Source organism: Acidiferrimicrobium sp. IK, assembly GCF_025499425.1.
Classification (GTDB): Bacteria; Actinomycetota; Acidimicrobiia; order Acidimicrobiales; family Palsa-688; genus Acidiferrimicrobium.
The window spans coordinates 152,239-164,521 of record NZ_JAIMCB010000005.1 but is presented as its reverse complement, the minus strand read 5'-3'; the positions used below and the strand labels follow the sequence as shown (position 1 = coordinate 164,521).

Annotated in this window: 13 protein-coding genes; 10 read left to right on the top strand and 3 right to left on the bottom strand. The window is 71.0% G+C overall.

The genetic code is table 11. The annotated features are described in order from the left end of the window. The first annotated feature begins 116 nt into the window (after positions 1-116). The 4 genes from K6U06_RS10210 to K6U06_RS10195 all read left to right on the top strand — a co-directional run bounded on the left by K6U06_RS10210 (position 117) and on the right by K6U06_RS10195 (position 3,638). Positions 117-1,802, top strand: a complete 1,686-nt coding sequence (locus K6U06_RS10210) for a CTP synthase (protein WP_262321827.1) — start codon at positions 117-119, stop codon at positions 1,800-1,802. Then, on the top strand, positions 1,777-2,325 hold the full coding sequence (locus K6U06_RS10205; protein ID WP_262321826.1) for an NUDIX hydrolase: 549 nt from the start codon (positions 1,777-1,779) through the stop codon (positions 2,323-2,325). The genes K6U06_RS10210 and K6U06_RS10205 overlap by 26 nt, the downstream gene beginning before the upstream one ends. 134 nt (positions 2,326-2,459) lie before the next feature. Further along, the gene (locus tag K6U06_RS10200) at positions 2,460-2,810 is read left to right on the top strand and encodes a TraR/DksA family transcriptional regulator (RefSeq protein ID WP_262321825.1); all 351 of its coding nucleotides are present in this window, start codon (positions 2,460-2,462) and stop codon (positions 2,808-2,810) included. Positions 2,811-2,870: 60 nt separating this feature from the next. Next, positions 2,871-3,638 carry a site-2 protease family protein gene (locus K6U06_RS10195; RefSeq protein WP_262321824.1) on the top strand — a complete coding sequence of 256 codons (768 nt, stop codon included), beginning with the start codon at positions 2,871-2,873 and terminating at the stop codon, positions 3,636-3,638. A gap of 122 nt (positions 3,639-3,760) precedes the next feature. Here the strand turns inward: K6U06_RS10195 and K6U06_RS10190 are convergent, their stop codons facing one another. Together K6U06_RS10190 and trpS are read right to left on the bottom strand one after the other, a co-directional pair. Then, a complete protein-coding gene (locus K6U06_RS10190) occupies positions 3,761-4,813 on the bottom strand; it encodes a sulfurtransferase (RefSeq protein WP_262321823.1) in 1,053 nt (350 codons plus the stop codon). Then, positions 4,810-5,814, bottom strand: a complete 1,005-nt coding sequence (gene trpS / locus K6U06_RS10185; protein WP_262321822.1) for a tryptophan--tRNA ligase — start codon at positions 5,812-5,814, stop codon at positions 4,810-4,812. The genes K6U06_RS10190 and trpS overlap by 4 nt, the downstream gene beginning before the upstream one ends. Positions 5,815-5,878: 64 nt before the next feature. On the opposite strand from trpS, the gene K6U06_RS10180 reads away from it, so the two are divergent. The 5 genes from K6U06_RS10180 (at position 5,879) to K6U06_RS10160 (ending at position 9,227) form a co-directional block, all read left to right on the top strand. Beyond that, positions 5,879-6,667 carry a segregation and condensation protein A gene (locus tag K6U06_RS10180; RefSeq protein WP_262321821.1) on the top strand — a complete coding sequence of 263 codons (789 nt, stop codon included), beginning with the start codon at positions 5,879-5,881 and terminating at the stop codon, positions 6,665-6,667. Beyond that, positions 6,667-7,455, top strand: a complete 789-nt coding sequence (scpB, locus tag K6U06_RS10175) for an SMC-Scp complex subunit ScpB (RefSeq protein WP_262321820.1) — start codon at positions 6,667-6,669, stop codon at positions 7,453-7,455. Before K6U06_RS10180 ends, scpB begins: the two co-directional genes overlap by 1 nt. Continuing rightward, positions 7,448-8,236, top strand: a complete 789-nt coding sequence (locus K6U06_RS10170; RefSeq protein WP_262321819.1) for a pseudouridine synthase — start codon at positions 7,448-7,450, stop codon at positions 8,234-8,236. The genes scpB and K6U06_RS10170 overlap by 8 nt, the downstream gene beginning before the upstream one ends. Before the next feature lie 359 nt (positions 8,237-8,595). Then, positions 8,596-8,841, top strand: a complete 246-nt coding sequence (locus tag K6U06_RS10165) for a type II toxin-antitoxin system Phd/YefM family antitoxin (protein ID WP_262321818.1) — start codon at positions 8,596-8,598, stop codon at positions 8,839-8,841. Beyond that, the gene (locus tag K6U06_RS10160; protein ID WP_262321817.1) at positions 8,838-9,227 is read left to right on the top strand and encodes a PIN domain-containing protein; all 390 of its coding nucleotides are present in this window, start codon (positions 8,838-8,840) and stop codon (positions 9,225-9,227) included. The genes K6U06_RS10165 and K6U06_RS10160 overlap by 4 nt, the downstream gene beginning before the upstream one ends. Positions 9,228-10,122: 895 nt before the next feature. Here K6U06_RS10160 and K6U06_RS10155 read toward each other — a convergent pair. After that, on the bottom strand, positions 10,123-11,055 hold the full coding sequence (locus K6U06_RS10155) for a pirin family protein (RefSeq protein ID WP_262321816.1): 933 nt from the start codon (positions 11,053-11,055) through the stop codon (positions 10,123-10,125). A gap of 73 nt (positions 11,056-11,128) precedes the next feature. On the opposite strand from K6U06_RS10155, the gene K6U06_RS10150 reads away from it, so the two are divergent. Continuing rightward, positions 11,129-12,271, top strand: coding sequence for a prephenate dehydrogenase/arogenate dehydrogenase family protein (locus K6U06_RS10150; protein WP_262321815.1), 1,143 nt, complete (start codon positions 11,129-11,131; stop codon positions 12,269-12,271). The last annotated feature ends 12 nt before the right edge of the window (positions 12,272-12,283 follow it).

Genomic DNA, 12,283 nt, shown 5'->3' with positions numbered 1-12,283 from the left:
GCGTCCCGGACCGCCGTCGGGGTGCGCTCCGGCGGTTTCGTGGCCTTCGGTATGGCCGTCGTCGGGGCCGCCAGCCGGTAGGGTGCCTATGGGCGTCGAGCATTGGAGGACAGGACTTGGCGAAGCACATCTTCGTCACCGGAGGCGTGGCCAGCTCCCTCGGGAAAGGGCTCACCGCCTCCTCGCTGGGGCGTTTGTTGAAAAGCCGGGGCCTTCGGGTCACGATGCAAAAGCTCGATCCGTACCTCAACGTCGATCCGGGCACGATGAACCCGTTCGAGCACGGCGAGGTGTTCGTGACCGACGACGGCGGCGAGACCGACCTCGACCTCGGCCACTACGAGCGGTTCATCGACGTCAGCCTCAACCGTGACTCCAACGCCACCACCGGCTCGATCTACTCGGGGGTCATCGCCAAGGAGCGCCGAGGCGACTACCTGGGCAAGACCGTCCAGGTCATCCCTCACATCACCGACGAGATCAAAGACCGCATCCTGCGCCTCGCCAGCGACGACGTCGACGTGGTCATCACCGAGGTGGGCGGCACGGTCGGCGACATCGAGATCCTCCCGTTCCTCGAAGCCATCCGGCAGTTCCGCATGGACGTCGGCAGGGACAACGTCTGCTACATCCACGTCACCCTGGTCCCGTACCTCGGTCCGTCGGGGGAGCAGAAGACCAAGCCGACGCAGCACTCGGTGACCGAGCTGCGCAGCCGGGGCATCCAACCCGACGTCATCATCTGCCGCAGCGACCGCAGCATCTCGCCGGGCCTCAAGCGCAAGATCTCCCTGCTCTGCGAGGTTCCCGTCGCCGCGGTGGTGTCGTGCACCGACGCCCCCAACCTCTACGAGATCCCCCTGACCCTCCACGACGAGGGCCTCGACACCTACGTCTGCCAGCTGCTGCGCTTCGACGGCGTCAACGACGACGGCACCCCCGAGCACCCCATCGACCTCACCGAGTGGGAGCGGCTGGTGGAGCGCGTCGAGGCCGCCACCCGCCCGGTGCGCATCGGGCTGATAGGCAAGTACGTCAACCTGCCCGACGCCTACCTGTCGGTCGTGGAGGCCCTCCGCCACGGCGGTTACCACCACGGCGCGGCCATCGAGCTCGAGTGGGTCCAAGCCGAGGACGTGCAGGGCCTGCTGGCCGACGGACGGCTACGGGACCTCGACGGCATCGTCATCCCCGGCGGGTTCGGCGAGCGCGGCATCGAGGGCAAGATCACCGCGGCGGCCTACGCCCGCGAGCACGAGATCCCGTGCCTGGGCCTGTGCCTAGGCCTCCAGGTCATGGTGATCGACTACGCCCGCAACGTCGCCGACCTCGAAGGCGCCAACTCGCGAGAGTTCGACTCGCTCTCCCCCCATCTGGTCATCGACTTGATGGACGAGCAGCGCTCGGTGGTCGACATGGGCGGCACCATGCGGCTCGGGACCTGGCCGGCGAAGCTGCTGCCCGACTCCCAGGTGGCTCGGGCGTACGGCCGGGAGCTGGTATACGAACGCCACCGGCACCGCTACGAGGTCAACCCCAAGTACCGGGCTCGCCTCGAGGACGCCGGGCTGACCTGCTCGGGGACCTCGCCCGACGACCGCCTGGTGGAGTTCATCGAGCTGCCGGGCCACCCGTTCTGGGTCGGTACCCAGGCCCACCCCGAGTTCAAGAGCCGCCCCGAGCGGGCCCACCCGCTGTTCCGGGAGCTGGTCGGCGCCGCGCTGGCCCGAGCCGAGGGCCGCGCCCCCAGACTCCTCGACCTCCACGACGTCGACGTTGCCGCCGTTCCGCAAGCTCGCTGAGGAGCAGCTCCTCGCCACCCAGCTGTTCCGGGTGGCCGAGGGGCGCTTCGAGAGCCCGACCGGCGAGCCGTTCACCAGGACGATCATCCACCACCCAGGGGCGGTGGCGGTCGTCCCGCTGGTCAACGACCGTACCGCCCTGCTCGTACGCCAGTACCGGGCCGCGGTCGACCGGGAGCTGCTCGAGATCCCCGCCGGCAAGCGCGACGTGGCCGGGGAGGCCGTCGAGGTGACCGCGGCGCGTGAGCTGGAGGAGGAGGTCGGGCGGCGGGCCGGGCAGATGGACCTGGTGGCCAGGTTCTACAACTCGGTCGGGATCAGCGACGAGTACACCCACGTGTTCGTGGCCCGGGACCTGACCGAGGTCCCGACCGACCTGCAGGGCATCGAAGAGAACCACATGACCACCGAAGAGGTCGCGCTCGCCGACGTCGCCGAGCTGATCGCAGCCGGCGAGCTGGCCGACGCCAAGACCATCGTCGGGCTCACCCTGGCCATGCTCGGAGCCCGGCCCATCCCTTGACCCGGCTCTCGCAGTGACCGCGCCGGGGTCCCTGCCCGGCGGTCGGTGCGGTTTGGTGCGCTTAGGGGGCATCCGGGCGGCCCTGACGGCCGGCTGCCTCGCCCCCCGGTGAAGCGAGGTGTACCGTTCGGTGAATGATGGCTGACACCGGGGTAGCCGCCCTGCGAAACGCACTCGAGACCGAACGAGCCGCGCTTCGCCGCGAGCTCAATGAGCTCGGCGCGCTCGACGGGACCGGCGCGCTCGACTACGACGCCAACTTCGCTGACTCCAGCCAGGTGAACGCCGAGCGGGGCGAGACCGGGGCGCTGGTCGCCAAGCTCCGCTCCGGGCTCGACGACGTGGAGCTGGCGTTGGCCAAGCTGGACGGGACCGCCACCCCGGCGTACGGGATCTGCGAGCGCTGCGGGCAACCGATCGCCGAGGCTCGCCTCGAGGCGATGCCCACCGCCCGGCGCTGCGTCACCTGTTCCGCCGCCGGCTGAACGCGCCGCAGGCCGGTACGGGCCGGGCTGCGCCAGCCAGGAAGCGGGGATCCTGACCTGATGGCCGACCCGCGCTCGTCTCGGCGCAGCCAGCTCCTCCACCCCCAGGCGCTGGTCGCTTTGGGGCTCATCCTCGTCGCGGTGTGGGCTTTGCGCCACACCCTGTCGTCGACCACGCTGCTGATCTTCGTGGTCGTCGTCCCATCGATCATGCTGCACGAGGTGGCCCACGGGGTGGCCGCGCTGGCGTTCGGTGACGACACCGCCAAGCGGGCCGGGCGCTTGACCCTCAACCCGCTCCGCCACGTCGACCCGATCGGCACCCTGGTGCTGCCCGGGGTGCTGGCCCTCTCCGGCCTCGGAGCGTTCGGGTACGCCAAGCCGGTCCCGATCAACCCGTCCAGGATGCGCAGCCCCCGCAACCACTCGCTGCTGACCAGCCTGGCCGGGCCGGCCACCAACCTGGCGCTGGCCGGCATCTCCATCATCGTCCTGCGCTTCGCCCGGCCCGCCGGGACCGCTCTGCACGTCTACGACGCTTACACCTACATCGGCATCAACTCGCTGGATATCGCCGACCGGGTGCTGTTCTTGCTCGGGTTCTTGAACGTCAGCCTGGCCGTGTTCAACCTGATCCCCCTGCCTCCCCTCGACGGCTCGGCGGTGGTCGAGCGGCTCCTGCCGGCCGCGGCGTGGCCGGCGTGGTCGACGCTGCGCCAGTACGCCATGCCGATCCTGCTGGTAGTGGTGTTGTGGAACCCGCACGGGTTCCTCGGTCACATCTTCGGGCCGGCCGGGCAGGCCTGGGCCGACTTGCTCAAAGCCTGAGGGCCCGGACCTTCGCCAGTCGGGCCCGCTCGAACGTCGGGCGGCTGGCCCGCTCGGGCGTCGGGCGTCGGGCGTCCAGTTGACCACGGCGCCGGGTGGACAACTGGACTCCGAAAGGACGCTCAGCGGTCGTCGGGTCCGGTCTCGATCGGCAGTGACGGGTCGGCGCCCCACGCCGACCAAGACCCCGGGTACAGGCGGGCGTCAACGTTGAGGCCGGCGAGGTGCAGGGCCAGGAGGTTGTGGCACGCGGTGACCCCGGACCCGCACGACGAGACGACCGGCGTGCCAGCGCGCACTCCCAGAGCCTCGAAGCGCCGGCGCAGCGCATCGGCGGGAAGGAACCGGCCGGTCGCGGGGTCCAGGTTGGCGGCCCAGGGGGCGTTGCGGGCGCCGGGGATGTGCCCCGGCCGGGGGTCGGCTGGATTGGGCTCGCCGGCGAAGCGTTCTGGGCTGCGGGCGTCGATGATCACCGCGCCCTGCAGCGACCCGGGCAAGGGGTTGCTCTCGGCCGACGCCGACGCCGACTCGAGGGTGGCAGCGAGCGTCTCGGTGGCGACGATCCTGGCCGCTGGCCACACCGGGGCCCGGCCGTCACCCGACGATAGGCCGCTTCGCTCCCCGCCGGGAGCCTCCCCACTCGGAGCCACCGCACTCGGAGCCTCCGCACTGTGAGCCTCCGCACTTTGAGCCTCCGCACTGGAAGCCTCCTCGGTGCGGGCCTCCTCGCCGCCAGCCCCGGCTTCCAACGGCCCGGGCCAGGCGGCCAGCCCCCCATCCAAGATGGCCACCTCCCAGCCGAGGCTGTGGAGCATCCACCACAGGCGTCCCGCGATCGATCCGCCGGCGTCGTCATAGGCCACCACCGGCCGCCCCGGCTCGAAACCCAACCGGACCAGCGCGGCCACGAAGGCTCGAGGATCGGGCAGCGGGTGGCGGCCGGTGCCGGCGCTGACCGGTCCCGACAGCGTCGTGTCGATGTCCACCCAGATCGCGCCGGGGATGTGCCCCTCGCTCCAAGCCCGCCGCCCGGAGCGACCGTCGAGATACCAGCGGACATCGGCCACGGCCGGCGCGGCGGCCGGGTCGGCGAGCGCGGCCGCCAGCCAAGCTGCGTCGACGAGCGGCCCGGGCAGGGAGACGGTTCCGGGGGTCGGCGGCAAAGCGCGTGTCATCCGGGGGGCAGGAGCCCGATGGCGGCCTCGGCCCGGGCGGCGGTCGCCGCCGCCACCTCGTTGGCCCGCTCCGCCCCGGCTCGCAGCACCTTGGCCACCGAGGCCGGGTCGCTGGCCAGTTCCCGGTAGCGGGCCTGGATCGGGGCCAACAACTCGACGACCGCGCTGGCCGTGTCGGCCTTAAGAGGTCCGTAGCGGGTGTAGCCGGCGGCCACCTGGTCGGGGGTGCGCCCGGTGATCGTGGCGAGGATGTCGAGGAGGTTGGACACCCCAGGCTTGGCTGCCGGGTCGTAGCGCACCGCGTCCGGGCCGTCGTCGGCGTCGGTCACCGCACGCTTGATCTTGCGCTCGATGTCCTTGGGGTCGTCGAAGAGGAACACCGTCCCCTGCGGGGAGTCGCTGGACTTGGACATCTTGCGGGTCGGCTCCTGCAAGTCCATCACCCGTCCCCCCTGCCCTCGGGCGGGGATCAGGGCGTCGGGCACCTTGAACGTCTGGCCGTAGCGGTGGTTGAACCGCTCCGCCAGGGTGCGGGTCAACTCGAGGTGCTGGCGCTGGTCGTCGCCGACGGGCACCCGGTCGGCGTCGTAGAGGACGATGTCGGCGGCCATCAGCGCTGGGTAGGCGAGCAATCCCAGGCGGGCAGCTTCCTCGCCGCCCTTGGCCGACTTGTCCTTCCACTGGGTCATGCGCCGCATCTCGCCGAAGCTGGCAGTGCACTCGAGCAGCCATGCCACCTGGGTGTGGGCGGGGACGTGGCTCTGCACGAACAGGGTGCAGCGGTCCGGGTCGAGCCCGGCCGCCAGAAGCAGCGTCGCCATGGTCATCGTGGCGGAGCGCAGCTCGGCTGCGTCTCCGGGCACGGTGAGGGCGTGGAGGTCCACGACGCAGTAGAAGGCGTCCGCGCTGTCTTGCAGCGCGATCCAAGACCGGAGCGCGCCGAGGTAGTTGCCGAGCTGCGGTTGGCCGGTGGGCTGGATGCCGGAGAGGACCCTGGTCACCAGCCGATGGTAAGCCACCGGGCCATCACAGCCACCCGAATACCCCGCCGGTACACTCGTCGGGGTGCCCTACACCGTGAGCACGCCGGTCTTCGAGGGCCCCTTCGACCTCCTGCTGCACCTGATCACCAAGGAGCAGGTGGACTTGTGGGAGGTGTCGCTGTCCTCGATCGTCGACGCCTATGTCGCCACCCTCGAGGAGATGCGGGCTGCGCTTGACCTGGAGGTGGCCACCGAATTCCTCCTCATCGCGGCCGTGCTGCTCGAGCTAAAGACCCGCCGTCTGCTTCCCGGGCGCGACGACGTGGAACTAGAGGAGGAGCTGGCGCTCTGGGAGGAGCGGGACCTGCTCCTGGCTCGGCTCCTGGAGGCCAAGACCTTCAAGGATGCCGCGGCGACGATGGTCCGTCTGATGGACGGCGCGGCTCGCAGCTACCCGCGTACCGCCGGGCTCGAGGAGCGTTTCGTCGGTCTGGTACCCGACCTGATGGAGGGGGTGACCCCCGAGCGCCTGCGCGACGCCCTCCAGGCCGCCTTGACGCCCAAGCCGACCCCGACCGTCGCGTTGGACCACGTGGCGCCGATAAGGACCAGCGTCGCCGAGGCCGTCGAGCAGCTGGTGGAGGTTCTGCCCCGGGTCGGTCGGGCCACGTTCAAATCGCTGACCGAGGGGATGACCGAGCGCCTAGAGGTCATCGTCCGGTTCCTGGCGGTGCTCGAGCTCTACAAGCAGGGTTACATCGACGTGGAGCAGGCCGGGAGCTTCGCCGAGTTGCACATCGCGTGGCAGGGCGCGCCGGCGGAGGGTTCGGAGGACTCGGTCCTGGCCGGCGTCGAGGAGTACCAAGGCTGATGGCGTCGGAAGCCACCCGGGCCATCGAGGCAATCTTGATGGTCGCCGACAGCCCAGTCGAGCCGGGGATCCTGGCCCAGCTGCTGGAGATGCCGCCGCTGGCCATCGAGCAGCTGTGTGACCAGCTGAGCGCCGAGTACCGGGAGAGCGACCGAGGATTCGTGTTGGCGCGCGTCGCCGGCGGCTACCGGTTCCAGAGTCACGGCGACATGGCGCCCTACGTGGAGCGGTTCGTCCTCGAGGGTCAAAGCGCCCGCATGTCGGCGGCCGCGCTCGAGACGCTGGCGATCGTGGCCTACAAGCAGCCGGTGTCGCGCGCCCAGATCGCCTCGATCCGGGGCGTCAACGCCGACGGCGTGATGCGGACCCTGCAACAGCGCGGGTTCATCACCGAGATCGGCCGAGATCCCGGGCCGGGCCAGGCGGTCCTGTACGGGACGACGCCGTTGTTCCTCGAACGGTTAGGCATCGACAAGCTGGGTGACCTCCCGCCGCTGGCCGACTTCGTCCCCGGTCCGGAGGTGATGGAGGCCCTCGAGCACAGCCTGCAGGTCGGTCCCGCCGCCGCGGAGGACGCTGCTGCGGCCGCGGAGGCGGAGATGGAGATGGCCCCCAACGACCAGCAAGACCTGGAGCCGCCAGCTGCCGAGCCCGAAGCAGCCGACCCGGCGCCGGGCGAGGACGAGCCGGGAGGCGAGCAGCCCGGCGGCGAAGAGCCCGCTGGCCAGGACCTGGCCGGACAAGAGGCGGTCGGGCAGGAGCCGGCAGACGGTGACCACGGTGCCTGAGGCCCCCGAGGACCGCGATGGGCGCCCCGAGGAGCACGAAGGCGAACGGCTCCAGAAGGTCCTGGCCCGGGTGGGTATCGGGAGCCGCCGGGTGTCGGAGGACCTGATCGACGCCGGGCGGGTGTCGGTAAACGGCGAGGTCGCCGTGCTCGGACGGCGGGTCGACCCCGAGCAGGACAGCATCGAGGTCGACGGGGTCCCCGTCGCGGTCCGCCCCGGCCTGGTGTACTACCTGCTCAACAAGCCGGCCGGGGTGGTCACCACCGCGTCGGACCCGGAGGGACGCCCGACGGTGGTCGGCCTAGTGCCCGAGGAGCCCCGGATCCACCCGGTCGGCCGCCTCGACGCCAACACCGAAGGCCTCCTCCTGCTGACCAACGACGGGGACCTGACGTTCCGCCTGACTCACCCCCGCTTCGGGGTGGAGAAGGAGTACCTGGCGGTCGTCGAGGGCAACCCCCGCCCGGCCGCGGTCCGGGCGCTCCGAGAAGGCGTGGTGCTGGAGGACGGTCCCACCGCGCCGGCCAGGGTCGCGGTCGTCGCACCCGACACGCTGCGGATGGTTATCCACGAGGGCCGCAACCGGCAGATCCGGCGGATGTGCCAGGCCGTCGGCCATCCGGTCCGCCGGCTGGTACGGACTCGGATCGGGCCGGTGCGCGACCAGCGCCTAGGCCCGGGGGAGTGGCGGCCGCTCACGACCGAGGAGCTCCAGGGATTGCAGCAGGCGTCGGTGGCGACCGGCGAAGGGCCGGCGGGATCCAAGCGCCGCCGGCAGTAGCTCGGCGAGCCAAGCGCTGCCAGGATCGGACCGCCGCTTGCTGCAAAGCGCGGGTGGTCCGGTCGGTCCAGCGAACTTGGCGGCAGGTCGGAGGCGACGGGTAGAAAGCCATCTCCCAGATTGGCCTGCCCGGCTCGTTCACGGTCGTCGCGGAGGTCGATGGACACGCCTGGCTCATAACCAGAAGGACGTGGGGTCGTCCCCCACCACCACCGCCACCACGACCGCTGGTCAGGCGCGCACCTCGCATGGGAGCACTCGTGCGCTGTCGACTTCTTCGGTTGCGTGAGGCTGCCGAAAACCCGATCGCTGCGAACTGACTCGGGGGCCAAGGTAGCAGTTCTGCTACCTTGGTCAGCGTGAGCCACATCGCACAGAAAGAGCTGCGTAACCACGTCGGCGAGGTGCTCCGTCGGGCCGAGGCCGGCGAGACCCTTACCGTGACGGTCGCCGGTCGTCCCGTTGCCGAGCTCGGCCCGGCCCATCGCCGCCGCTGGGTCAGCGGTGCCAGACTCGCGGGCATCTGGCGCGCAAAGGCGCCGCGGGGGCTGGATGCCGACCTCGAGCGACTGCCGGCAGGCGTCGTAGACCCGTTCGCTTCATGAGGGCCGTGCTCGACACGTCGGTGCTCATAGGCGAGCTCCCCCCGCCTGACGACGTCGAGGCCGCCATCAGCGTCGCTTCGATAACCGAGCTGCACTTCGGTGTCCTCGTTGCCGGTGACGATGACGAGCGGGCTCGACGCACCGCCCGACTTTCGGTGGTCGAGGCAACGTTCGACCCCCTACCGATAAGCGTCGAGGTCGCCCGTGTCTGGGGTCAACTCACCGCTGCGGTGGCCCGCCGTGGTGGCAATCCAAGACGGCGCCAGATCGACCTCGCCATCGCTGCCACCGCCCAGGTGGAAGGAGTGCCCCTCCTCACCGAGAACGTCGGCGACTTCCAGATCATCGATGACCTAGTCGACGCTCGGCGACCGTCCGACCGATAGCTCGTGGCGAGCTCCCGCGCGGAAGCAGAACCTCCCCCGATCGGGAAAGGCTGTGAAGCTCCTCCCGGTGGGCGACGAAGAGCAGCCTGGCCCGTGGGAGGTGCCGTCGAAGCCGCCGGCAGTCGACGGCGGCCATGACGGTCTTGTCGGAAACGATGACACCCGCATTCCTCGGACGGCCCTATCCGAGCCGACATCGCCCGGGTTGGCAAGACCCTGTGCAGTCACTGCACATCCCCCGCTCGAATTGCTCTTTTGTCGAGTGAGGAAGTGAGAAGTCGGCGACCTCCGTGGCGCCCCGCCACAACGGAAGCCTTGGTCATAGCATTGCTCGGCCAGGGCTTCCCCGTTTCTGCGCTCAGCTTTCCGAGGGGTCAAACCTCTGCTCCGGGCTGGATGCCGCCGCTATTGCTGGCACCCTGCAGGAGCTGAGAGGCCCAGGCAGCTTGCTCCAGGCACCAACCGAGCGAGCGGAGCTAGTCGAGGGCGGTAGCGAGGCGGCCGAAGGTCGCCTCGCGCCTTTGGTCCTTCCCCAGGTAGGGCGCAACGGGCCCGAGGGCCCGTTGGCTAACGCACCGGCCTGCGGCCGGCTTGTTGTCGGAAGGAGGTTCCTAGGCCTCGCGGCGGCGCCATGCTGCCAGCGCCGCGACCATGGCAGCCGGGCCCGCCTGCATGCCAGGAACGACGCCGGCGTACTGGTTTCATGCTGAAGGCGGGATCCTTATGCCCGAGGCGCTCGCTTATGACCTTCACCGCACGCCGGCAGGGCGATCGTGGCGGGGTGTGATCCGCTAGCTGCCCGTGGCAGTCCCCGCACCCGTTGGCACCCACCTCGCGCATCCGACGGCGTGGCCCGGCGGAAGGCGCACCCGGGAAGGGCAGCGGCGAGACGAACTCAGGTCCGGCTGACGAGGCGCCCGAAGGGAAGCGGGGGTGCGGGGATCCGTCGGGCCGTGGCGCCGGGGACCTCTAGAAACGGGGTCGCCCCGAAGCGCCGCCCGGCCTGCCAGTCGGCCCGGGCCCGCTCGACGCTCTCGGCGGAGTCGCCGACGAAGTTCCACCACATCACGAGCGGTCCCTCCCACGGCGCGCCGCCGAGCAGCAACACCCGCGCCGGCCCGTCAGCGGCCAGGTCCAGCGACGAGCGTCCCGGCGGGAGGACCACGAGGCGATCCGGCCCGACCGCATCGGCGCCGCCGACGGCAGCGGCGCCCTCCACCACGAGCACCCCGTGCTCGAACGCCGGGTCGAGCGCCAGCTCCGCCGACGCCTGCTTGGAGGTGGTCAGCTCGACGCCGACGAGAGGTGAATACACCTTCGCGGGGGAGGTCACCCCCCCGAACGAGCCGACCAGCACCCGTCCCGACCAGTCTCCGGCGTTGGTCGCCGGGAGCTCTGGGTGGTGATCGAACGCCGGCTCTCGGTCGCGCTGGCCGTCGGGCAGCGCCACCCACAGCTGGGTGCCGTGGAGGATCGGCGGGTGGCTGGAGGGCGACTCTTCGGCGTGGGCGACGCCCCGTCCCGCGGTCATCACGTTCAGCTGGCCGGGGCGGATCGCCTGCTCGCTGCCGAGGCTGTCACGGTGCACCACCTCACCTTCGAGCAGCCAGGTGACCGTCTGCAGCCCGGTGTGGGGATGGGGGCCGACGGCCATGCCGGCCTGGCCGGTTATGTCGCTCGGACCGAAGTGGTCGAGGAAGCACCATGCGCCGATCGTCCGCTTGGCCCGGGTCGGGAGGCTGCGGCGCACCGCGCCGCCGCCCACGATCGCGTCTACGGCGTCGATCACTCGCGAGCCGCCTTCCGTGCTGGCTACCTGAGTGCTCACGACCTCACGGTACCGACCTTGGGGCCCGGCGCGATGTGAGCGACGCGCCCGGACGGCTCTAGGGTTGCGTCCCGTGTCGGGAGCAGCCGAGAGCAGTGTTGCGGCGCCCGCCGTGTCCGGGACGGTCCCGGCACCCAACGGTCGCGGCGCGAGCGGGTCGCGCCGGCGAGCCCAGATCGTCGGGATCGGCCTGATCGGCGGCTCGATCGGGATGGCTTTGCGGCAGCGGGGCTGGACCGTCACCGGTGCCGATATCGAGCCGGCCCGGGGTCGTCGGGCTTTGGCCATCGGTGCCCTGGATGCCCTCGGCGTCGACCCGGAGGCCGAGATCACGTTCATCGCCACGCCGGCCGGAGCGGTACCGGAGGCCGCCCACGCAGCCCTCGACGGTCCGGGCGTGGTGACCGACGTCGCCGGCGTCAAAGGGCCGATCGCCGCCGCGGTGGCCCATCCCCGCTTCGTCGCTGGGCACCCGATGGCCGGCTCGGAGCAAGAGGGCCTCGACGGCGCCGACCCCGACCTGTTCATCGGCGCCACCTGGGTGCTCACCCCCACCGACCACACCAGCCCCGACACCTACGCCTATGTGCAGACCGTGGTGGGCGGCCTGGGCGCCAACGTGGTGGCCATGCCGCCGGCCCGCCACGACGACTTGGTCGCAGTGGTCTCGCACGTGCCGCACCTGACCGCCGCCACCCTCATGAACCTGGCGGCCGACGCCGCAGAGGAGCAGAGCACCCTGCTGCGCCTGGCAGCCGGCGGGTTCCGGGACATGACCAGGATCGCCGCTGGCCATCCGGGGATCTGGCCCGACGTGTGCATCCAAAACCGCGACGGGATCCTCCAGGTCATCGACGGGCTGGTGTCGGAGCTGACCGACGTGCGCCGCATCGTCGCGGAGGGCGACCGCGACGGCCTGCTCAAGCGGCTCGAACGGGCCCGGGAGGCTCGGACCAACCTGCCTTCGGGAGCCCCCGACGCGGCCCGCACCGCCGAGCTGCGCATCCCCGTCTTGGACCGCCCCGGCGTACTCGCTGAGGTCCTCACCCTGGCCGGCGACCTCGGCATCAACGTGTTCGACGTCGAGATCGCCCACTCCGCGGAGGGCGACCGCGGCGTGCTGGTGTTGGTGATCGACGACGGCGCCAGCGTCCAGCTGCGCGAGTCTCTCGCGGCGCGCGGCTACCGCACCTCGGTCCGCACCCCCGGCCCGTGACCACGATGACCT